Source organism: Pseudomonas sp. F220 (assembly GCF_057813935.1).
The window spans coordinates 1-21,818 of sequence record NZ_JBVASJ010000025.1 but is presented as its reverse complement, the minus strand read 5'-3'; the positions used below and the strand labels follow the sequence as shown (position 1 = coordinate 21,818).

At 54.4% G+C, this 21,818-nt stretch carries 18 protein-coding genes and 4 tRNA genes; all 22 read right to left on the bottom strand.

Going from position 1 to position 21,818, the window contains the following annotated elements:
• Positions 1–12: 12 nt before the first annotated feature.
• The 22 genes from rplC to birA all read right to left on the bottom strand — a co-directional run bounded on the left by rplC (position 13) and on the right by birA (position 21,609).
• The gene (gene rplC / locus ACZYSM_RS19665) at positions 13–648 is read right to left on the bottom strand and encodes a 50S ribosomal protein L3 (RefSeq protein ID WP_150804243.1); all 636 of its coding nucleotides are present in this window, start codon (positions 646–648) and stop codon (positions 13–15) included.
• A gap of 80 nt (positions 649–728) precedes the next feature.
• A complete protein-coding gene (gene rpsJ, locus ACZYSM_RS19660) occupies positions 729–1,040 on the bottom strand; it encodes a 30S ribosomal protein S10 (protein WP_003186070.1) in 312 nt (103 codons plus the stop codon).
• A gap of 140 nt (positions 1,041–1,180) precedes the next feature.
• A complete protein-coding gene (gene tuf / locus ACZYSM_RS19655) occupies positions 1,181–2,374 on the bottom strand; it encodes an elongation factor Tu (RefSeq protein ID WP_489073686.1) in 1,194 nt (397 codons plus the stop codon).
• A 30-nt stretch (positions 2,375–2,404) separates the two neighbouring features.
• Positions 2,405–4,507, bottom strand: coding sequence for an elongation factor G (fusA, locus tag ACZYSM_RS19650; RefSeq protein WP_489073684.1), 2,103 nt, complete (start codon positions 4,505–4,507; stop codon positions 2,405–2,407).
• Positions 4,508–4,537: 30 nt separating this feature from the next.
• Entirely contained in the window at positions 4,538–5,008 is a 471-nt protein-coding gene (gene rpsG / locus ACZYSM_RS19645) for a 30S ribosomal protein S7 (protein ID WP_010490886.1), read from the bottom strand.
• 119 nt (positions 5,009–5,127) lie between these two features.
• On the bottom strand, positions 5,128–5,499 hold the full coding sequence (gene rpsL / locus ACZYSM_RS19640) for a 30S ribosomal protein S12 (RefSeq protein WP_002555494.1): 372 nt from the start codon (positions 5,497–5,499) through the stop codon (positions 5,128–5,130).
• Positions 5,500–5,716: 217 nt separating this feature from the next.
• Positions 5,717–9,916: a DNA-directed RNA polymerase subunit beta' gene (rpoC, locus tag ACZYSM_RS19635; protein ID WP_489073682.1), complete on the bottom strand. Its 4,200-nt coding sequence runs from the start codon at positions 9,914–9,916 to the stop codon at positions 5,717–5,719.
• 64 nt (positions 9,917–9,980) lie between these two features.
• Entirely contained in the window at positions 9,981–14,054 is a 4,074-nt protein-coding gene (rpoB, locus tag ACZYSM_RS19630) for a DNA-directed RNA polymerase subunit beta (protein WP_489073680.1), read from the bottom strand.
• Positions 14,055–14,274: 220 nt separating this feature from the next.
• On the bottom strand, positions 14,275–14,640 hold the full coding sequence (gene rplL, locus ACZYSM_RS19625; RefSeq protein ID WP_489073678.1) for a 50S ribosomal protein L7/L12: 366 nt from the start codon (positions 14,638–14,640) through the stop codon (positions 14,275–14,277).
• 79 nt (positions 14,641–14,719) lie between these two features.
• Complete coding sequence (rplJ, locus tag ACZYSM_RS19620; RefSeq protein ID WP_480412752.1) at positions 14,720–15,220, bottom strand: 50S ribosomal protein L10; 501 nt, start codon at positions 15,218–15,220, stop codon at positions 14,720–14,722.
• Between the two features lie 198 nt (positions 15,221–15,418).
• Complete coding sequence (rplA, locus tag ACZYSM_RS19615) at positions 15,419–16,114, bottom strand: 50S ribosomal protein L1 (protein ID WP_150642949.1); 696 nt, start codon at positions 16,112–16,114, stop codon at positions 15,419–15,421.
• Entirely contained in the window at positions 16,114–16,545 is a 432-nt protein-coding gene (rplK, locus tag ACZYSM_RS19610; RefSeq protein WP_007933726.1) for a 50S ribosomal protein L11, read from the bottom strand. Before rplK ends, rplA begins: the two co-directional genes overlap by 1 nt.
• A gap of 118 nt (positions 16,546–16,663) precedes the next feature.
• Entirely contained in the window at positions 16,664–17,197 is a 534-nt protein-coding gene (gene nusG / locus ACZYSM_RS19605) for a transcription termination/antitermination protein NusG (protein WP_004883648.1), read from the bottom strand.
• 9 nt (positions 17,198–17,206) lie between these two features.
• Positions 17,207–17,575: a preprotein translocase subunit SecE gene (secE, locus tag ACZYSM_RS19600; RefSeq protein WP_489073675.1), complete on the bottom strand. Its 369-nt coding sequence runs from the start codon at positions 17,573–17,575 to the stop codon at positions 17,207–17,209.
• 45 nt (positions 17,576–17,620) lie between these two features.
• A tRNA-Trp gene (locus ACZYSM_RS19595) sits at positions 17,621–17,696 on the bottom strand.
• 54 nt (positions 17,697–17,750) lie between these two features.
• Positions 17,751–18,944 (bottom strand): elongation factor Tu, encoded by a 1,194-nt coding sequence (gene tuf / locus ACZYSM_RS19590; protein ID WP_489073788.1) that lies wholly within the window; start codon positions 18,942–18,944, stop codon positions 17,751–17,753.
• An 84-nt stretch (positions 18,945–19,028) separates the two neighbouring features.
• Positions 19,029–19,104, bottom strand: a tRNA-Thr gene (locus ACZYSM_RS19585).
• Positions 19,105–19,130: 26 nt separating this feature from the next.
• Positions 19,131–19,204, bottom strand: a tRNA-Gly gene (locus ACZYSM_RS19580).
• Between the two features lie 24 nt (positions 19,205–19,228).
• Positions 19,229–19,313 (bottom strand) — tRNA-Tyr (locus ACZYSM_RS19575).
• A gap of 143 nt (positions 19,314–19,456) precedes the next feature.
• Complete coding sequence (locus ACZYSM_RS19570; RefSeq protein WP_489073673.1) at positions 19,457–19,903, bottom strand: hypothetical protein; 447 nt, start codon at positions 19,901–19,903, stop codon at positions 19,457–19,459.
• A gap of 7 nt (positions 19,904–19,910) precedes the next feature.
• On the bottom strand, positions 19,911–20,660 hold the full coding sequence (locus ACZYSM_RS19565; protein ID WP_489073671.1) for a pantothenate kinase: 750 nt from the start codon (positions 20,658–20,660) through the stop codon (positions 19,911–19,913).
• Positions 20,650–21,609, bottom strand: coding sequence for a bifunctional biotin--[acetyl-CoA-carboxylase] ligase/biotin operon repressor BirA (birA, locus tag ACZYSM_RS19560; protein ID WP_489073670.1), 960 nt, complete (start codon positions 21,607–21,609; stop codon positions 20,650–20,652). The genes ACZYSM_RS19565 and birA overlap by 11 nt, the downstream gene beginning before the upstream one ends.
• Between the last annotated feature and the right edge of the window lie 209 nt (positions 21,610–21,818).

The following is a 21,818-nucleotide window of genomic DNA, read 5'->3' as shown; positions in this document are numbered from 1 at the left end:
GTCAGCTTCCCCTTAACCGCGAGCCTTGGCCGCCGGACGTACAACCAGGTTGCCGCCAGTAGCGCCAGGAACAGCACCCTTGACCAACAACAGATTGCGTTCAGCGTCGACGCGCACTACTTCGAGGGACTGCACGGTCACGCGCTCAGCGCCCATATGACCGGACATTTTTTTGCCCTTGAATACACGACCAGGAGTCTGGCACTGGCCAATAGAGCCCGGGACGCGGTGGGAAACGGAGTTACCGTGGGTGTTATCTTGCCCGCGGAAATTCCAACGCTTGATCGTACCCTGGAAGCCTTTACCTTTGGACTGACCGGTCACATCGACCAGTTGACCAGCAGCGAAGATTTCAGCGTTGATCAGATCGCCAGCCTGGTACTCGCCTTCTTCAAGACGGAACTCCCAGACACCGCGACCAGCAGCAACGTTTGCTTTAGCGAAGTGACCCGCTTGAGCAGCAGTCACACGCGAAGCACGACGCTCGCCGACAGTGACTTGCACTGCACGATAGCCATCGGTTTCTTCAGTTTTGAACTGGGTGACGCGATTCGGCTCGATCTCAATGACCGTGACCGGAATGGAGACACCTTCTTCGGTGAAAATACGGGTCATACCGCATTTACGACCGACTACACCAATAGTCATGTTGTAAACCTCATGAGTGTACGGGGCTTTCACCCGCTATGGCCGCCCATTTCAGAGCGTTACACGACTAAGACCGAGTCTTAGCCGAGGCTGATCTGCACTTCCACACCGGCCGCAAGATCAAGCTTCATAAGTGCATCAACGGTTTTATCCGTTGGCTGGACAATGTCCAACACGCGCTTATGAGTACGGATCTCGTACTGGTCACGCGCGTCTTTGTTGACGTGCGGGGAGACCAGAACGGTGAACCGCTCTTTACGGGTAGGCAGTGGAATTGGACCACGCACTTGAGCACCAGTACGTTTCGCGGTTTCCACGATTTCCTGGGTGGATTGGTCGATCAGGCGATGGTCAAAAGCCTTCAACCTGATACGGATTTGCTGATTTTGCATTGGATTTCAGACTCCAGGCTGCTATTCCCACCGAGCGCAATACGCCCGTTAAAAGGAGGCGCAATTCTATAGACGGGCCAACTCAGTGTCAACCCAATAAAAAAGCCCCCGCAAGCGGAGGCTTTTTCATCAATCAACGCTTACGCGATGATTTTGGCTACGACGCCTGCGCCGACGGTACGACCGCCTTCACGAATAGCGAAACGCAGACCTTCTTCCATCGCGATGGTTTTGATCAGGGTAACAGTCATTTGAATGTTATCACCCGGCATTACCATCTCAACGCCTTCTGGCAATTCGCAGTTACCAGTCACGTCAGTTGTACGGAAGTAGAACTGTGGACGGTAGCCTTTGAAGAACGGAGTGTGACGACCGCCTTCTTCCTTGCTCAGAACGTAAACTTCTGCAGTGAACGTGGTGTGCGGCTTAACCGAACCCGGCTTAACCAGAACCTGGCCACGCTCAACGTCTTCACGCTTGGTACCGCGCAACAGCACGCCGCAGTTCTCGCCAGCACGACCTTCGTCGAGCAGCTTACGGAACATTTCAACGCCGGTGCAGGTGGTGGTCACGGTGTCACGCAGACCAACGATCTCAATCGATTCCTGGACCTTGATAATGCCACGCTCGATACGACCAGTTACTACGGTGCCACGACCAGAAATCGAGAACACGTCTTCGATTGGCATCAGGAACGGCTTGTCGATCGCGCGCACTGGATCTGGAATGTAGCTGTCCAGAGTGTCGAGCAATTTACGAACCGAAGTGGTGCCCATTTCATTATCGTCCAGACCTTCCAGCGCCATACGCGCGGAACCGATAATGATAGGAGTGTCGTCGCCCGGGAAGTCGTAAGTGCTCAGCAGATCGCGCACTTCCATCTCAACCAGTTCCAGCAGCTCAGCGTCGTCTACCAGGTCAGCCTTGTTCAGGAAGACCACGATGTACGGAACACCTACCTGACGGGACAACAGGATGTGCTCGCGAGTCTGAGGCATAGGACCATCAGCAGCCGAGCAAACCAGGATAGCGCCGTCCATCTGCGCAGCACCAGTGATCATGTTCTTCACATAGTCAGCGTGACCTGGGCAGTCAACGTGAGCGTAGTGACGAGCCTTGGTGTGATACTCAACGTGTGCAGTGTTGATGGTGATACCGCGAGCCTTTTCTTCCGGCGCGCTATCGATGCTGCCGAAATCAGCCGCTTTACCACCAAACGCTTCCGCAGCCACTCGAGTCAGAGCAGCAGTCAGCGTGGTTTTACCATGGTCAACGTGACCAATGGTGCCAACGTTGACGTGCGGGAGGGTACGTTCAAATTTTTCTTTAGCCACGACAATTAACTCCTTGCCTAAAGGGCTGAATCAGCCTTGTTTTTTAGTGACAGCTTCGACGATATGCGCCGGAGCTACATCGTATTTTTTGAATTCCATAGAGTAGCTCGCGCGACCCTGAGACATGGAACGGACGTCGGTCGCATAACCGAACATCTCACCCAACGGAACCTCGGCGCGAATCACTTTGCCGGAAACCGTATCTTCCATACCCAAGATCATGCCGCGACGACGATTCAAGTCGCCCATCACGTCACCCATATAGTCCTCAGGTGTAACAACCTCTACAGCCATGACCGGCTCAAGCAGCACACCACCACCTTTAGTGGCCAACTGCTTGGTCGCCATGGAAGCAGCCACCTTAAACGCCATCTCGTTGGAGTCGACGTCGTGGTAAGAACCATCGAAAACGGTCGCCTTCAGGCCGATCAGCGGATAGCCGGCCACAACGCCGTTCTTCATCTGCTCTTCGATACCCTTCTGGATAGCCGGGATGTATTCCTTAGGAACCACACCACCCACTACTTCGTTCACAAATTGCAGACCTTCCTGACCTTCGTCAGCAGGAGCAAAACGAATCCAGCAGTGGCCGAACTGACCACGACCGCCGGACTGACGAACGAACTTGCCTTCGATCTCACAGGCCTTCGTGATTTTCTCACGATAGGAAACCTGAGGCTTACCGATGTTAGCTTCGACGTTGAACTCGCGGCGCATCCGATCAACCAGGATGTCCAGGTGCAATTCGCCCATGCCAGAGATGATCGTTTGACCAGTCTCTTCATCAGTCTTGACGCGGAAAGACGGGTCTTCCTGAGCAAGTTTGCCCAGAGCGATACCCATTTTTTCCTGGTCATCCTTGGTCTTTGGCTCAACAGCAACCGAAATAACCGGTTCCGGGAAGTCCATACGAACCAGGATAATTGGCTTTTCAGCGGAGCACAGGGTGTCACCAGTGGTGACGTCCTTCATGCCGATCAGGGCCGCAATGTCACCAGCGCGTACTTCCTTGATCTCTTCGCGGGTATTTGCGTGCATTTGCACCATACGACCCACGCGCTCTTTCTTGCCTTTAACCGAGTTGATCACGCCGTCGCCGGAGCTCAACACGCCCGAGTAAACACGAGCAAAGGTCAAGGTACCCACGAATGGGTCGGTAGCGATCTTGAATGCCAGAGCCGAGAACGGTTCGCTGTCATCTGCATGACGCTCCATCTCGACAGTCTCGTCATCCGGATCGGTACCCTTGATCGCAGGAATATCAACCGGCGCAGGCAGGTAGTCGATAACGGCGTCGAGAACCAGGGGAACACCCTTGTTCTTGAACGAAGAACCGCAAACAGCCAGAACGATTTCGCCAGCGATAGTACGCTGACGCAGAGCGCCCTTGATCTCTTCGACGGTGAGCTCTTCACCTTCGAGATACTTGTTCATCAGCTCTTCGTTGGCTTCGGCCGCAGCCTCTACCATGTTGCCGCGCCACTCTTCTGCCAATTCAAGCATGTCAGCCGGAATTGCTTCGCGACGAGGGGCCATGCCCTTGTCGGCGTCGTCCCAGTAGACAGCTTCCATGTTGACCAGATCGATCTGACCCTGGAAGTTATCTTCCGAACCGATAGCAAGCTGGATTGGCACCGGAGTGTGACCCAGACGCTGCTTGATCTGACCGATCACGCGCAGGAAGTTCGCACCAGCGCGGTCCATCTTGTTGACGTAAACAAGACGTGGAACACCGTACTTGTTGGCCTGACGCCATACGGTTTCCGACTGAGGCTCAACACCCGAAGTACCGCAGAACACAACGACCGCGCCATCGAGTACGCGCAACGAGCGCTCTACTTCAATGGTGAAGTCAACGTGGCCCGGGGTATCGATGATGTTGAAGCGATACTTGTCGAACTGCTTGGCAGAACCCGACCAGAAGGCCGTGGTTGCAGCGGAGGTGATAGTAATACCACGCTCCTGCTCCTGCACCATCCAGTCCATGGTCGCGGCGCCATCATGCACCTCGCCCATTTTGTGGTTTACGCCAGTGTAAAAAAGGACGCGCTCGGTGGTGGTGGTTTTACCAGCATCCACGTGAGCAACGATACCAATGTTACGGTAGCGGTTAATCGGAGTAGTACGAGCCATAAAGCCCTCGCAAAATTATTGACGCTAAATTTAGAAGCGGTAGTGCGAGAAAGCCTTGTTGGCTTCAGCCATACGGTGCACGTCTTCACGCTTCTTAACTGCAGCACCTTTACCTTCAGCAGCGTCCAACAGTTCGCCAGCCAAACGCAGAGCCATAGACTTCTCGCCGCGCTTACGGGCGAAGTCTACCAACCAGCGCATTGCCAGGGCGTTACGACGGGACGGACGAACTTCGACCGGAACCTGGTAAGTAGCACCGCCTACACGGCGCGACTTCACTTCGACCAGCGGAGCGATGGCGTCGAGAGCTTTCTCGAAGATTTCCAGGGGATCGCTGTTCTTGCGTTCTTTAACCTTGTCCAGCGCGCCATAAACGATACGCTCGGCAACGGCTTTCTTGCCGCTTTCCATTACGTGGTTCATGAACTTGGCCAGGATTTGGCTTCCGTATTTTGGATCGTCAAGCACTTCGCGCTTGGCTGCTACGCGTCTTCTTGGCATGGATAAGCCCTCAAACGGTCTTCAGGTTCGCTCGGAATCGGTGCCCTTTCGGGACGCCTCCGACCTTACTCTTATCGACTCAGAAAAATAGATAATTCAGTTTTTACAAAAAGCCGCTACTACTTAGGCTTCTTGGTACCGTACTTCGAACGACCCTGGTTACGACCTTTAACGCCGGAAGTATCCAAAGAGCCGCGAACGGTGTGGTAACGAACACCTGGCAAGTCTTTTACACGACCGCCACGGATCAGTACCACGCTGTGTTCTTGCAGGTTGTGGCCTTCACCGCCGATGTACGAGGAAACCTCGAAACCGTTGGTCAGACGCACACGGCATACTTTACGCAGTGCCGAGTTAGGTTTTTTCGGCGTAGTGGTATACACACGAGTGCATACGCCACGACGTTGCGGGCAGTTCTGCAGCGCAGGCACGTCGGATTTCTCGACGATACGCTTACGCGGCTGACGTACCAGCTGGTTGATAGTTGCCATCTACTAGCTCCACTGTTGTCTTGCGACGCTATTGTCTTGCAAGAAAAGCAAAAATGGCAGGAACGAATTCCCGCCAAATTTAGGGGTACAAGAGTCTAAAGAGGATCTTGCCCCCAGTCAAGGCAAGGCCCCGACCTCCCCACTCAACGAACCTCGACAAAATGTCTCGATCCGCTGAGCGGGGCAGTCAGGGCCCGGCACTTATTTACCGCAGAACTCAGTTACCGCTTGAGTTCAGTGCTTCGGTCAGTGCAGCTTCCACTTCACTGGCGCTTACGCGCAACGGCTTGTCAGCTTCACGACGACGCTTGCGCTCGCTGTGATAAGCCAGGCCGGTACCGGCTGGGATCAGACGACCCACAACTACGTTTTCTTTCAGGCCGCGCAGGTAATCGCGCTTGCCGGTGACTGCCGCTTCGGTCAGTACGCGGGTGGTCTCTTGGAAAGAGGCCGCCGAGATGAACGATTCAGTAGACAACGATGCCTTGGTGATACCCAGCAGAACACGAGTGAACTTGGATACGAATTTCTCGTCCGCGCTCAAACGCTCGTTCTCGACCAAAACATGAGTCAACTCCATCTGGTCGCCCTTGATGAAAGTAGAATCGCCAGATTCAGCGATTTCAACTTTACGCAGCATCTGACGCAGGATGGTCTCGATGTGCTTATCGTTGATCTTCACGCCTTGTAGACGATAAACGTCCTGGATCTCGTTAACGATGTACTTGGCCAGCGCACTCACACCCAGCAGACGCAGGATGTCGTGTGGATCGCTCGGACCGTCGGAGATAACTTCGCCGCGGTTAACCTGTTCGCCTTCGAAGACGTTCAGGTGACGCCACTTCGGAATCAGCTCTTCGTATGGATCACTGCCGTCGTTCGGGGTAATGACCAGACGGCGCTTGCCTTTAGTCTCTTTACCAAACGCGATGGTGCCGCTGACTTCAGCCAGAATCGAGGCTTCTTTCGGACGACGGGCTTCGAACAAGTCGGCAACACGCGGCAGACCACCGGTGATGTCACGAGTTTTCGAGGTTTCTTGCGGGATACGAGCGATAACATCACCGATCGCAACCTGCACACCATCCGCAACACCAACCAAGGCGTTAGCCGGCAGGAAGTACTGAGCCGGTACGTCGGTACCTGGCAACAGCAGATCCTTGCCATCAACACCCACCATCTTAACGGCTGGACGAATGTCCTTACCGGCAGCTGGACGGTCTTTGGCATCGAGTACTTCAATGTTAGTCATACCGGTCAATTCGTCAGTCTGACGCTTGATCGTGATGCCTTCTTCCATGCCCACGTAGGTCACGGTACCTTTCATTTCGGTAACGATTGGGTGAGTGTGCGGATCCCACTTGGCCACGATTGAACCAGCGTCGACCTTGTCACCTTCTTTCACCGAAATCACAGCACCGTACGGCAGCTTGTAACGCTCACGCTCACGACCGTAGTCATCAGCAATTGCCAGCTCACCGGAACGGGACACTGCAACCAGGCAACCATCTACCCGCTCAACGTGCTTCAGGTTGTGCAGACGGACGGTACCGCCATTCTTCACCTGAACGCTGTCAGCAGCGGAGGTCCGGCTTGCCGCACCACCGATGTGGAACGTACGCATCGTCAGCTGGGTACCCGGCTCACCGATCGACTGAGCAGCGATAACGCCGACAGCTTCACCGATGTTCACCTGGTGACCACGAGCCAAGTCACGGCCGTAGCACTTGGCGCAGATGCCGTAGCGGGTTTCGCAGCTGATCGGCGAACGCACGATCACTTCGTCGATGCTGTTGAGCTCGATGAATTCGACCCACTTTTCGTCAACCAGGGTGCCGGCAGGAACGATAATGTCCTCGGTACCTGGCTTGAATACGTCGCGAGCAATAACACGACCCAACACGCGCTCACCCAGCGGCTCTACAACGTCGCCGCCTTCGATGTGCGGAGTCATCAACAGACCGTGTTCGGTGCCGCAGTCGATCTCGGTAACAACCAGATCCTGCGCAACGTCTACCAGACGACGAGTCAGGTAACCGGAGTTCGCAGTTTTCAACGCGGTATCCGCCAAACCTTTACGAGCACCGTGAGTGGAGATGAAGTACTGAAGTACGCTCAAACCTTCACGGAAGTTCGCGGTAATCGGCGTTTCAATGATGGAACCGTCCGGCTTGGCCATCAGGCCACGCATACCGGCGAGCTGACGGATCTGCGCAGCAGAACCCCGTGCGCCCGAGTCGGCCATCATATACATCGAGTTGAAGGACTCTTGGTCGACTTCGACGCCGTGACGGTCGATAACCTTCTCTTTCGAGAGGTTCGACATCATCGCCTTGGACACTTCGTCGTTCGCCTTGGACCAAAGGTCGATCACTTTGTTGTACTTCTCGCCCTGGGTTACCAAGCCGGAGGCGTACTGACTTTCGATCTCTTTCACTTCATCGGTGGCAGCACTGATGATGGCCGCTTTCTCATCCGGGATAACGAAGTCGTTAACACCGATGGAAACGCCGGAAATGGTCGAATAGGCAAAGCCGGTGTACATCAACTGGTCAGCGAAGATCACCGTCTCCTTCAAACCAACCACGCGGTAGCATTGGTTGATCAGCTTGGAGATCGCCTTTTTCTTCATAGGCTGGTTGACTACGTCGTACGACAGGCCTGGTGGAACAACCTGGAACAACAGCGCACGGCCGACGGTAGTGTCGACGATACGGGTGTTCTTGACGCTGCCGCCATCACGATCATTGACTGTTTCGTTGATCCGCACTTTGACTTTGGCATGCAGCGCAGCTTCGCCAGCGCGGAATACACGGTCAACTTCCTGCAGATCCGCGAACACACGACCTTCGCCTTTGGCGTTGATCGCTTCACGAGTCATGTAGTACAGACCCAATACAACGTCCTGCGACGGAACGATGATTGGTTCACCGTTGGCTGGCGACAGAATGTTGTTGGTCGACATCATCAACGCACGCGCTTCCAACTGAGCTTCCAGTGTCAGCGGTACGTGCACGGCCATTTGGTCGCCGTCGAAGTCGGCGTTGTACGCAGCACAGACCAACGGGTGCAGCTGGATAGCCTTACCTTCGATCAGTACCGGCTCAAACGCCTGGATACCCAGACGGTGAAGGGTCGGTGCACGGTTGAGGAGAACCGGGTGTTCGCGAATTACTTCAGCGAGAACGTCCCAAACTTCCGGCAGCTCGCGCTCAACCATTTTCTTCGCGGCTTTGATGGTGGTGGCCAGGCCACGCATTTCCAACTTGCCAAAAATGAACGGTTTGAACAGCTCGAGAGCCATTTTCTTCGGCAGGCCGCACTGGTGCAGACGCAGAGTCGGGCCTACGGTAATTACCGAACGACCGGAGTAGTCAACACGCTTACCGAGCAAGTTCTGACGGAAACGACCTTGTTTACCCTTGATCATGTCAGCCAGGGATTTCAGAGGCCGCTTGTTGGAACCAGTGATAGCGCGGCCACGACGACCGTTGTCGAGCAAGGCGTCGACCGCTTCCTGCAACATACGTTTTTCGTTGCGCACGATGATGTCCGGAGCGGACAGATCAAGCAGGCGCTTCAAACGGTTGTTACGGTTGATCACTCGACGATACAGATCGTTGAGGTCGGAAGTCGCGAAACGACCACCATCCAACGGAACCAGAGGACGCAAATCTGGCGGCAGTACCGGCAGAACGGTCAGCACCATCCACTCTGGAAGATTGCCGGAACCCAAGAAGGCTTCCATCAACTTCAGACGTTTGGACAGTTTTTTGATTTTGGTTTCGGAGTTGGTTTGCGGAATTTCTTCGCGCAGACGGCCAATCTCGTGCTCCAGATCGATGGCGTGCAGCAGTTCGCGGACAGCTTCGGCACCCATGCGGGCATCGAAATCGTCGCCGAACTCTTCCAGCGCTTCGAAGTACTGCTCGTCGTTGAGCAGCTGACCTTTTTCAAGGGTGGTCATGCCTGGATCGATAACGACATAGCTCTCGAAGTAGAGAACGCGTTCGATATCACGCAGGGTCATGTCCATCAGCAAGCCGATACGGGACGGCAGCGATTTCAGGAACCAGATGTGGGCAACTGGCGAAGCCAGTTCGATGTGCGCCATGCGCTCACGACGAACTTTAGCCAGCGCGACTTCAACGCCGCACTTCTCGCAGATCACACCACGGTGCTTCAAGCGCTTGTACTTACCGCACAGGCACTCGTAATCCTTTACCGGGCCAAAGATCTTGGCGCAGAACAGGCCGTCACGCTCAGGTTTGAACGTACGGTAGTTGATGGTTTCCGGCTTTTTAACTTCACCGAACGACCACGAACGGATCATCTCAGGCGATGCCAATCCGATACGGATGGCGTCGAACTCTTCGACTTGACCCTGGTTTTTCAGCAAATTCAGTAGGTCTTTCAAGGCCTTTCCTCCTGGCGGAGCAGAGAGCGGGCAATCCTGCCCCGCTCTCGATTCGCGTCACGTGTTATTCGGTTTCCAGATCGATATCGATGCCGAGGGAACGAATTTCTTTGATCAACACGTTGAAAGACTCGGGCATGCCCGGCTCCATACGGTGATCGCCGTCCACGATGTTTTTGTACATCTTGGTCCGACCGTTCACATCGTCCGACTTCACTGTGAGCATTTCTTGCAGAGTGTAAGCAGCACCGTATGCTTCCAGTGCCCAGACCTCCATCTCCCCGAAACGCTGACCACCGAACTGCGCCTTACCACCCAGCGGCTGCTGGGTAACCAGGCTGTACGAACCGGTAGAACGAGCGTGCATCTTGTCGTCTACCAAGTGGTTCAGCTTCAGCATGTACATGTAGCCAACAGTAACCGGGCGCTCGAACTTGTTGCCGGTACGGCCGTCAGTCAGCTGCATCTGGCCGCTTTCTGGCAGGTCCGCCAGCTTCAGCATGGCCTTGATTTCGCTTTCCTTGGCACCGTCGAACACTGGAGTGGCCATTGGAACACCGCCACGCAGGTTCTTCGCCAGATCCAGGATTTCCTGGTCGGAGAAGCTGTCCAGATCTTCGTTACGACCGCCGATCTCGTTGTAGATCTCGTGCAGGAACTTACGCAGGTCAGCAACCTTGCGCTGCTCTTCGATCATACGGTTGATCTTCTCGCCCAGACCTTTGGCCGCAAGGCCCAGGTGGGTTTCGAGGATCTGACCAACGTTCATACGCGAAGGTACGCCCAACGGGTTGAGGACGACGTCGACCGGGGTGCCATTGGCATCGTGCGGCATGTCTTCAACCGGCATGATCACGGAGACCACACCTTTGTTACCGTGACGACCGGCCATCTTGTCGCCCGGCTGGATGCGACGACGGATTGCCAGGTAAACCTTGACGATTTTCAGCACGCCTGGAGCCAGGTCATCGCCCTGCTGCAGTTTGCGCTTCTTGTCTTCGAACTTGTCGTCCAGCAGACGGCGGCGATCAACGATGTAGGCCTGAGCCTTCTCGAGCTGCTCGTTCAGAGCATCTTCAGCCATGCGCAGTTTGAACCACTGACCATGCTCAAGACCGTCGAGTACTTCGTCGGTGATTTCCTGACCTTTCTTCAGACCGGCGCCGCCTTCGGCTTTGCGGCCGACCAGAGCGGAACGCAGACGTTCGAAAGTTGCGCCTTCAACGATACGGAACTCTTCGTTCAGGTCCTTGCGGATCTCGTCGAGTTGAGTCTTCTCGATGGACAGAGCACGAGCGTCACGCTCGACGCCGTCACGGGTGAAGACCTGTACGTCGATGACGGTACCCTTGGTGCCGGTAGGCACACGCAGGGAGGTGTCTTTAACGTCGCTGGCTTTTTCACCGAAGATGGCACGCAACAGCTTCTCTTCTGGAGTCAGCTGAGTCTCGCCTTTCGGAGTGACCTTACCGACCAGAATGTCGCCTGCGCCAACTTCAGCACCTACGTAAACGATACCGGCTTCGTCCAGCTTGTTCAGTGCAGCTTCACCCACGTTAGGGATGTCTGCAGTGATTTCCTCTGGCCCAAGCTTGGTGTCACGCGCCACACAGGTCAGTTCCTGAATGTGGATCGTGGTGAAGCGATCTTCCTGAACAACACGTTCGGACAGGCAGATGGAGTCTTCGAAGTTGTAACCGTTCCAGGCCATGAACGCGATGCGCATGTTCTGACCCAAAGCCAGCTCACCCATATCGGTGGACGGACCATCAGCCATGATGTCGCTGCGCTGAACCCGATCACCCTTGCGAACCAGCGGACGCTGGTTGATACAGGTGTTCTGGTTGGAACGGGTGTACTTGGTCAGGTTGTAGATATCAACACCGGCTTCGCCAGTCTCGACTTCATCATCAGCAACACGAACCACGATACGGCTGGCGTCTACGGAATCGATCACACCACCACGACGAGCCACGACGCAAACGCCTGAGTCGCGGGCAACGTTACGCTCCATGCCGGTACCCACCAGCGGCTTGTCGGCACGCAGGGTTGGTACAGCCTGACGCTGCATGTTCGAACCCATCAACGCGCGGTTGGCGTCATCGTGCTCGAGGAACGGGATCAGCGACGCAGCCACCGAAACAACCTGTTTCGGTGAAACGTCCATCAAGGTGACGTCTTCCGGCGCCTTAACGGTGAACTCGTTCAAGTGACGAACAGCTACCAGCTCGTCGATCAGCATTTTCTTGTCGTTCATCGTGGCCGAAGCCTGAGCGATCACGTGATCAGCTTCTTCGATGGCGGACAGGAACACGATCTCGTCAGTGACCAAAGCGTCTTTCACCACACGGTACGGGCTCTCGAGGAAGCCGTACTGGTTGGTGCGCGCATAGGCCGCCAGGGAGTTGATCAGACCGATGTTCGGACCTTCCGGCGTTTCAATCGGGCATACACGACCGTAGTGAGTCGGGTGTACGTCACGAACTTCAAAACCAGCACGCTCACGAGTCAAACCGCCAGGGCCGAGTGCAGAAACACGACGCTTGTGGGTGATCTCGGACAGCGGGTTGTTCTGGTCCATGAACTGGGACAGCTGGCTGGAACCGAAGAACTCTTTCACCGCCGCAGCCACTGGCTTGGCGTTGATCAGGTCTTGCGGCATCAGGCCTTCGCTTTCAGCCATCGACAGACGCTCTTTGACCGCACGCTCAACACGTACCAGGCCAACGCGGAACTGGTTTTCAGCCATTTCGCCTACGCAGCGAACACGGCGGTTACCCAGGTGGTCGATGTCATCGACGATGCCTTTACCGTTACGGATATCAACCAGAGTCTTGAGGACTGCGACGATATCTTCTTTGCACAACACGCCAGAACCTTCGATCTCGGTACGACCGATACGACGGTTGAACTTCATCCGGCCGACCGCAGACAGGTCATAACGCTCAGGGCTGAAGAACAGGTTGTTGAACAGGGTCTCGGCAGCGTCTTTGGTTGGCGGCTCGCCAGGACGCATCATGCGATAGATCTCGACCAGCGCTTCCAATTGGTTGCTGGTGGAGTCAATCTTCAGAGTGTCAGAGACGAACGGACCGCAGTCGATATCGTTGGTGTACAGAGTCTCGATACGGACAACCTGAGACTTGGCGATTTTCGCCAGGATCTCGGTGTTCAGCTCGGTGTTGCACTCAGCCAGGATTTCGCCGGTTGCCGGATGCACGATGACCTTGGCGGTAGTGCGACCCAGGACGTAGTCCAGGGGCATAACCAACTCTTTGATCCCGGCCTTTTCCAGCTGGTTAATGTGGCGAGCGGTGATACGACGACCCTGCTCGACAATAACCTTGCCCTTGTCATCGAGGATATCAATGACAGCGATTTCACCACGCAGACGCTGAGGCACCAATTCCAGGTTGAGGGTTTCACCGCTCACATGGAAAACGTTGGTGGTATAGAACGCGTCGAGCACTTGTTCAGTGGTATAGCCCAGCGCGCGCAGCAGTACCGATGCAGGCAGCTTGCGGCGACGGTCGATACGTACGAACACGCAGTCTTTCGGGTCGAACTCGAAGTCCAGCCACGAACCGCGGTAAGGAATGATCCGCGCGGAATACAGCAGTTTACCGGAGCTGTGCGTCTTGCCGCGGTCGTGGTCGAAGAACACGCCCGGGGAACGGTGCAACTGGGAAACGATTACACGCTCGGTACCGTTGATTACGAAGGTACCGTTCTCAGTCATCAGGGGGATTTCACCCATGTAGACTTCTTGCTCTTTGATGTCCTTGATCGCTTTGTTCGACGATTCTTTGTCGAAAATGATCAGACGGACTTTTACCCGCAAAGGTACGGCGTACGTGACACCGCGCAGCACGCATTCTTTGACATCAAATGCCGGTTCGCCCAGGCGATAACCGACGTACTCCAGCGCAGCATTGCCGGAGTAGCTGATGATCGGGAAAACGGATTTGAAGGCCGCATGCAGGCCCACGTCGCGGAACTGATCTTTAGTCGCTCCCGCTTGCAAGAATTCACGATACGAATCCAGCTGGATGGCCAGAAGGTATGGCACATCCATGACGTCCGGCAACTTGCTAAAGTCCTTGCGGATACGTTTTTTCTCAGTATATGAGTAAGCCATCAGCGTTCCCCAGCTTGGTCACCTGCTTGTTTGGCCCCTCCCGACGGGAGCAGCCAGAAAATCTTGCAAACCCCATGGTTTGCGCCACCGCATCGGGTGGTTACAGCGCGTTAGTGGCGACGACCGAGTCGATTGCCAATAACGGAAAAAGGCCGGTGGCAAGAGCCACCAGCCATCAGCCTTCCGCTTAACGCTTGGGCTGGAGACGCAAGGTCGATGCTTACTTCAGCTCGACTTTAGCGCCTGCTTCTTCCAAGACTGCCTTGGCTTTTTCAGCTGCATCTTTAGAAACAGCTTCCAGAACCATGCCTGGGCAGCCATCAACTACTGCCTTGGCTTCTTTCAAGCCCAGACCGGTCAGCTCACGTACAGCCTTGATCACGTTAACTTTCTTCTCGCCAGTCTCAACCAGATTGACGTTGAATTCAGTTTGTTCTTCAACAACGGCAGCAGCTACAGCTGGGCCAGCGGAAGCAGCAGCAGCGGTAACGCCGAACTTCTCTTCCATTGCCTTAATCAGTTCAACGATTTCCATAACGGATTTCGCGCCGATTGCGTCAAGGATTTGCTCGTTAGTCAGAGACATGACTCTAATTTCCTGTATTGGGTGGACGGCCTACGCGACCATCGAAATAAACAAAAAACGCGAAAGGAGGTACCGAGCCTTAGGCTGCAGCAGCTTCTTTTTGGTCGCGAATAGCCGCCAGAGTACGAGCCAATTTGCTGGTTGCGCCTTGGATCACGCTCATCAGCTGAGAAATTGCTTCGTTACGGGTCGGCAGAGTTGCCAGTACGTCGATCTGGTTAGCTGCGAGGAACTTGCCCTCGAACGCAGCTGCCTTGATCTCGAACTTATCCTGACCTTTGGCAAACTCTTTGAACAAACGGGCAGCAGCGCCAGGATGTTCGTTGGAGAATGCAACTAAGGTCGGGCCAGTGAACACGTCGTTGAGCACGTCATATTGAGTGCCGGCAACAGCGCGCTTGAGCAGGGTGTTACGTACAACGCGTACGTAAACGCCAGCTTCACGAGCCTCTTTACGGAGTCCGGTCATAGCGCCTACTGTTACGCCACGGGCATCAGCCACGACAGCGGACAGAGCAACTTGGGCAGCCTTGTTGACTTCAGCGACGATGGCCTTCTTGTCTTCAAGTTTAATTGCCACGGGTTTAACTCCTGCTTGTTACCGTTTCATCCAACCGGAGCCGGATGTCGTTTTGGTGTCTGATTCGGTAAGGAACCGGGAGCACCATCTGCGTAGGCTTGAGGTTTAAGACTTGCGTCGCCTACGGTCTTGGATAGCCCCCGCCAGGCAGGGACCCCAATTTTTCAATTGACGCAATCGCTTGCGCCAATTTGTGTCTTATACGTCCAGCGAGCCTTGGTCGATGACCAGACCTGGGCCCATAGTAGTGCTCAGGGTAACGCGCTTAACGTAGATACCTTTCGAGGAAGCTGGCTTGATACGCTTCAGATCAGCGATCAGGGCTTCAACGTTTTCCTTCAGCTTGACGGCGTCGAAACCGACCTTGCCAACGGAAGTGTGAATAATGCCGTTTTTGTCGGTGCGATAACGAACCTGACCAGCCTTGGCATTTTTAACCGCGGTAGCGACGTCCGGGGTAACGGTGCCGACTTTCGGGTTAGGCATCAGGCCACGTGGACCAAGGATCTGACCCAACTGACCAACAACGCGCATTGCATCCGGAGAAGCAATAACCACGTCATAGTTCAGGTCGCCGCCTTTCATTTCGGCAGCCAGGTCGTCCATACCTACGCGATCAGCGCCGGCAGCCAGAGCAGCTTCAGCTGCCGGGCCCTGGGTGAACACAGCAACGCGAACGGTCTTACCAGTGCCGTGCGGCAGCACAGTAGCGCTACGAACAACCTGGTCGGATTTACGCGGGTCAACACCCAAGTTTACAGCGATATCAACCGACTCGCTGAATTTGACAGTCGACAGCTCGGTCAGCAGTGCAGCGGCGTCTACAAAGTTGTAGGCCTTGCCTGCTTCGATTTTGCCGGCGATAGCCTTTTGACGCTTGGTCAGCTTAGCCATTACACACCCTCCACGTTAAGGCCCATGCTACGAGCAGAACCGGCGATAGTACGCACGGCTGCTTCCATATCAGCTGCAGTCAGATCCGCGTTTTTGGTTTTCGCGATTTCTTCCAGCTGAGCACGAGTTACAGTGCCAACCTTAACGGTGTTCGGACGAGCGGAACCGCTAGTCAAACCAGCAGCCTTCTTCAGCAGAACCGAAGCAGGGGTGGATTTGGTTTCGAAAGTGAAGCTACGGTCGCTGTAGACAGTGATGATCACTGGAGTCGGCAGGCCTGGCTCAAGACCCTGAGTACGGGCGTTGAAAGCCTTGCAGAATTCCATGATGTTCACGCCGTGCTGACCCAGAGCAGGACCAACAGGTGGGCTTGGGTTAGCCTGAGCGGCCTTCACTTGCAGCTTGATGTAAGCGGTAATCTTCTTGGCCATGAGGCACTCCAATTACGGGTTCGAACGCCTCGAAAGGCTCCCCGGTTACTTGCGCGTTTATCCCAGTGACGACAAAACCCCACAGCCTAGGGCTGCGGGGTATGGGATGCTTGTTCAGTTATGCCTTTTCGACCTGACTGAACTCTAGCTCTACCGGAGTAGAGCGACCGAAAATGAGCACTGCCACTTGGATCCGGCTCTTTTCGTAGTTAACTTCTTCGACAGTACCATTGAAATCAGCGAACGGACCATCGGTGACACGTACCACTTCACCTGGTTCGAACAGTGTTTTCGGCTTCGGCTTGTCGCTACCGTCAGCAACACGACGCAGAATTGCTTCCGCCTCTTTATCGGTGATCGGTGCAGGCTTGTCGGCGGTTCCGCCAATGAACCCCATCACACGAGGGGTATCCTTGACCAAGTGCCAAGTACCCTCATTCATATCCATCTGTACCAGCACATAACCTGGGAAGAACTTGCGCTCACTTTTGCGTTTCTGGCCATTACGCATCTCAACCACTTCTTCAGTGGGAACCAGAATTTCGCCAAAGCCTTCTTCCATGCCAGCCAGCTTCACACGCTCGACCAACGAGCGCATGACATGCTTCTCGTAACCCGAGTAAGCATGCACAACGTACCAACGCTTAGCCACGGGACACCCTTAGCCAACAATCAAGGAAACAAGCCAGCCGAGCAGGGAATCAAGCCCCCACAACAGCAACGCCATAACCAGAACAACAGCCACGACAATCAATGTGGTCTGCGTGGTTTCTTGGCGAGTTGGCCACACGACTTTACGGATTTCAGTGCGAGCTTCCTTAACCAGTGCAAAGAAAGACTTGCCCTTGACAGTCTGCAGGCCTACAAAGGCAGCTACAGCAGCAATGGCGAGCAAAGCAAGCACGCGGTACAGGATCGGAGAACCAGAGTAATACTGATTACCCACAACACCAACAACCACCAAAGCGACTACTACAAGCCACTTGAGCAGATCGAAGCGAGAACCTTGAGCTTCAGCCTTGGGAGTCATCTAAGAAAATCCTGTGAAAAGAAAGCCAGACACACCGAGTGAATCTGGCAGGTCAGGAGGGAATCGAACCCCCAACCTACGGTTTTGGAGACCGTCGCTCTGCCAATTGAGCTACTGACCTAAAAACAAAATCAGGCCGACCATTATGTCGGCCCGACAAAGATACTTCAACAACTTACTCGATGACTTTTGCTACGACACCAGCGCCGACGGTACGACCGCCTTCACGAATAGCGAAACGCAGACCATCCTCCATTGCAATGGTCTTGATCAGGGTAACGGTCATCTGAACGTTATCACCTGGCATTACCATCTCAACGCCTTCTGGCAATTCGCAATTACCAGTCACATCAGTCGTACGGAAGTAGAACTGTGGACGGTAGCCTTTGAAGAACGGCGTATGACGACCACCCTCCTCCTTGCTCAGAACGTAAACTTCAGCAACGAACTTGGTATGCGGCTTGACACTGCCCGGCTTGACCAGAACCTGGCCACGCTCAACATCATCACGCTTGGTACCACGCAGCAATACGCCGCAGTTCTCACCCGCACGACCTTCGTCGAGCAGCTTGCGAAACATCTCAACACCGGTACAGGTAGTCTTGATCGTGTCACGCAGACCAACGATCTCAATCTCTTCCTGAATCTTGACAATACCGCGCTCGATACGACCAGTCACCACAGTGCCACGACCAGAAATCGAGAATACATCTTCGATCGGCATCAGGAACGGCTTGTCAATTGCACGAACCGGCTCAGGAATGTAGCTATCCAGAGTCTCAACCAACTTACGAACGGCACTGGTACCCATTTCGTTGTCATCTTGGCCATTCAGAGCCATCAAAGCAGAACCGATGATGATCGGAGTGTCGTCACCCGGGAAATCATAAGTGCTTAGCAGATCACGCACTTCCATTTCAACCAGCTCCAACAACTCAGCGTCGTCAACCATGTCAGCCTTGTTCAGGAAGACAACGATGTACGGAACACCGACCTGGCGGGACAACAGGATGTGCTCACGAGTTTGCGGCATCGGGCCATCAGCAGCCGAGCAAACCAGAATTGCACCATCCATCTGAGCAGCACCGGTGATCATGTTTTTTACGTAGTCGGCGTGACCTGGACAGTCAACGTGCGCATAGTGACGCACGGCCGAATCGTACTCAACGTGAGCGGTATTAATGGTGATACCACGAGCTTTTTCTTCTGGGGCACTATCGATCTTGTCGAAGTCGACCTTCGCGCTACCGAAAACTTCGGAGCAAACGCGAGTCAGGGCAGCAGTCAAAGTTGTCTTGCCGTGGTCGACGTGACCAATGGTGCCAACGTTGACGTGCGGCTTATTACGTTCGAACTTTTCCTTAGCCATCGAAATCACCCCCAGGAGAAGAATTAAGTAAGTCAAACCAACCATTAAAACAAAGGCAGATATTTTCATATCTGCCTTGTTATATGGAGCTCTTGAGCGGATTCGAACCGCTGACCTCACCCTTACCAAGGGTGTGCTCTACCAACTGAGCTACAAGAGCAAAACACCTTGCACAACCTGCAAACTTGGAGCGGGTAGCGGGAATCGAACCCGCATCATCAGCTTGGAAGGCTGAGGTTCTACCACTAAACTATACCCGCGGAGCTTGCAGCTCACGCTAAAAATGGTGGAGGGGGAAGGATTCGAACCTTCGAAGTCGTAGACGTCAGATTTACAGTCTGATCCCTTTGGCCGCTCGGGAACCCCTCCTAAGCGAGGCAGCATTCTATATCATGCTACCCTTCTGTCAAGCATTTTCTCATTAAAAACCTGAGGTTAGCCGCGTTGACTATCGCTTTGCACCTTTAACCCCAAAAGGTCATCACTGCGAAGCGGGCGCCATTCTATGCAAACTATTCAACAGTTGCAATGCCTTCGCACGGCATTATTTTATGTTTTAACTCATTGAATTCTTTGGCAAGGTTTTGCAGAAGCAGATCATCCACGAGATGCCGACTCTCTGGCGCCACGCGCAGCCAATAACCGGCGGAATCAGTAAGGCTGACCGACAGCGGCCGGGTTTTGATATCCAGACCGCTCAACCGCTGCTCGAGCACCTGGGCCGTTTCCTGGCGAGTAAAACCTCCCACGTAGAGGCAATTGCTATCCACGTCAGCCGGCTTGCTCCTATCACGCCTCGCCACAGCATCAGCCGACTCACTCAGCAAACGAATGTCCTGCTGCGAACCACGATATAGGGTAAGCGGCATGACCTCTTTTGCCCGCAAAGGTGCTTCCTGCTGATGCCAGACGTAATAGAACCCATTGAGAACCAGCAACAGCAGAAACAGCCAACGCATAAATACCTCAGGACAGGGGACATGCCATAGCCAAGCCTACAAATACAAGATCCGGGACAACTCTAGCCCCAGGCACAATCTCCGAGACCAGATCTGCATCCCCCCCCGTGAGAAACACCGTGAAATCCTGACCCCAATAGCTGCGCGCCAACTCCAATTGGGTCAGGACGAAGCCTCTCAGCATCAATGAGCAACCGCGCTCAACCGCTTCGACCGTTGTAACTCCGGGCACCAGCCTTTCCAGCGCCCGCTCAGCTGCAAGGTCGTCATAGCGGATTCGCCGTGTATGGGTGCGCAACTGGTTACGCATCAACGGCATTCCCGGACATATGAATCCACCCAGGTGCTCGCCATTCGCAGCAATAAAGTCAGCCGTCACTGCAGTGCCAAAATCGAGCACAAGGCAAGCTCCTGACGCGAGATGAAACCCTCCGAGCATCGCAAGCCATCGATCGAGCCCTAATCTCTCGTATTCCTCATAACCGTTTCGAACTCCAGACATCTCACGAGCCGGTGCCGCGCAGACAACAGATACGCCGAACGCATCAACCAGTGAAGAAATAAGCGCGCTAGTCTCTTCAGCGGTCCGGACGCTGACTAACCGACAACGCGTCAGAATCAAGCCGTCACACTCACGCAAGCTCTCCAGCAAAGCGAGATCCGAATCGACCACCCCCCCGGCAAATACACGAGCCGCATCAGCAAGAAGCACACGCCACTTGATGAAGCTATTACCGCAGTCGAGCTCAAGAATCATTGCGCAACCTCAAGCTGAGCTCACCGCCACTGAAGACTTTTTCCACACTACCCACCTTCAAACGCAATCCGCCCTGCCGATCGATGCCCATTACAATGCCATCAATCTGGTTAACTCCAGCGATCAACGAAACCGCGCGCCCCTGCCATAGATGGCTCTGCTCCCATTCCGCCTGGATAGCGGCAAAACCTGAATCCTGGTGGCGACTCAAATACTTCTGAAGCATCATCCCCAGATTAGCCACCAGATGATTGCGATCATAGGCTTTGCCCGTCTCGAGACGCATTGAGGTCCATTGCTGATCGATCTCTTCGGTCATCTGCATGTTCACGTTAATTCCTACACCCAAGACGACGTGACACACATCAGCAGGATCCCCAACCAACTCCAACAAGATCCCGGCAATCTTTTTCTGACCGACCAAGACATCATTCGGCCACTTCAGACCTGCATCCCGCACTCCCAATTCACGCAAGGTCTGCATTACAGCCAAACCGACGACGAGACTGAGGCCTTCAAGTTGTCGCATACCACCATCTATCCGCAGCACCAGACTGTAATAGATGTTCTCTGCGAAAGGGCTTGCCCACTTTCTCCCCCGCCGACCCCGACCGGCAGTCTGTCGCTCTGCCAGCACAACAAACGGCGCAGCCAGCCCCTTCTCGATGGATCGTAGGGCTTCTGCGTTTGTGGAGTCGATAGAGTCGAAAATTATCACTGGCCACGTACAACCGGGCGCCTGCTCGGCGATCTCGGCAGGACATAGAAGCATCAGCGGTGTAGCCAATTGATAGCCACGACCACGCACTTTATGAATAGATAAATCCAGGCCTGCCTCTAAATGTTGAAGCTGCTTCCACACAGCACTGCGGCTAATGCCCAAAGCAGCACCAAGCGCCTGCCCCGAGTGAAATCGACCATCCTTCAGAAGCTTTAACAACGTCAGCATGCACATCCCGCCTCACCATGAGCCACGCATGATATCCATGCCTAGAGCCGTTGCATAGAAAGCGTAAGAACGTGATTTTTTTTGCAGGCAAAACAAAACCCCTACCTGCATACGCAGATAGGGGTTTCGGAATTTAATCTTGACGATGACCTACTCTCACATGGGGAAACCCCACACTACCATCGGCGATGCATCGTTTCACTGCTGAG

What these genes read in the sequence shown, in the direction of transcription:
- ACZYSM_RS19565 (WP_489073671.1), bottom strand. Translation starts at nt 20,660, where the DNA reads ATGATTCTTGAGCTCGACTGCGGTAATAGCTTCATCAAGTGGCGTGTG.
- rpsJ (WP_003186070.1), bottom strand. Translation starts at nt 1,040, where the DNA reads ATGCAAAATCAGCAAATCCGTATCAGGTTGAAGGCTTTTGACCATCGC.
- tuf (WP_489073788.1), bottom strand. Translation starts at nt 18,944, where the DNA reads ATGGCTAAGGAAAAGTTCGAACGTAATAAGCCGCACGTCAACGTTGGC.
- rplA (WP_150642949.1), bottom strand. Translation starts at nt 16,114, where the DNA reads ATGGCTAAGCTGACCAAGCGTCAAAAGGCTATCGCCGGCAAAATCGAA.
- secE (WP_489073675.1), bottom strand. Translation starts at nt 17,575, where the DNA reads ATGACTCCCAAGGCTGAAGCTCAAGGTTCTCGCTTCGATCTGCTCAAG.
- rplC (WP_150804243.1), bottom strand. Translation starts at nt 648, where the DNA reads ATGACTATTGGTGTAGTCGGTCGTAAATGCGGTATGACCCGTATTTTC.
- rpoB (WP_489073680.1), bottom strand. Translation starts at nt 14,054, where the DNA reads ATGGCTTACTCATATACTGAGAAAAAACGTATCCGCAAGGACTTTAGC.
- rplL (WP_489073678.1), bottom strand. Translation starts at nt 14,640, where the DNA reads ATGTCTCTGACTAACGAGCAAATCCTTGACGCAATCGGCGCGAAATCC.
- ACZYSM_RS19570 (WP_489073673.1), bottom strand. Translation starts at nt 19,903, where the DNA reads ATGCGTTGGCTGTTTCTGCTGTTGCTGGTTCTCAATGGGTTCTATTAC.
- rpsL (WP_002555494.1), bottom strand. Translation starts at nt 5,499, where the DNA reads ATGGCAACTATCAACCAGCTGGTACGTCAGCCGCGTAAGCGTATCGTC.
- rpsG (WP_010490886.1), bottom strand. Translation starts at nt 5,008, where the DNA reads ATGCCAAGAAGACGCGTAGCAGCCAAGCGCGAAGTGCTTGACGATCCA.
- birA (WP_489073670.1), bottom strand. Translation starts at nt 21,609, where the DNA reads ATGCTGACGTTGTTAAAGCTTCTGAAGGATGGTCGATTTCACTCGGGG.
- rplK (WP_007933726.1), bottom strand. Translation starts at nt 16,545, where the DNA reads ATGGCCAAGAAGATTACCGCTTACATCAAGCTGCAAGTGAAGGCCGCT.
- fusA (WP_489073684.1), bottom strand. Translation starts at nt 4,507, where the DNA reads ATGGCTCGTACTACTCCGATTAACCGCTACCGTAACATTGGTATCGTT.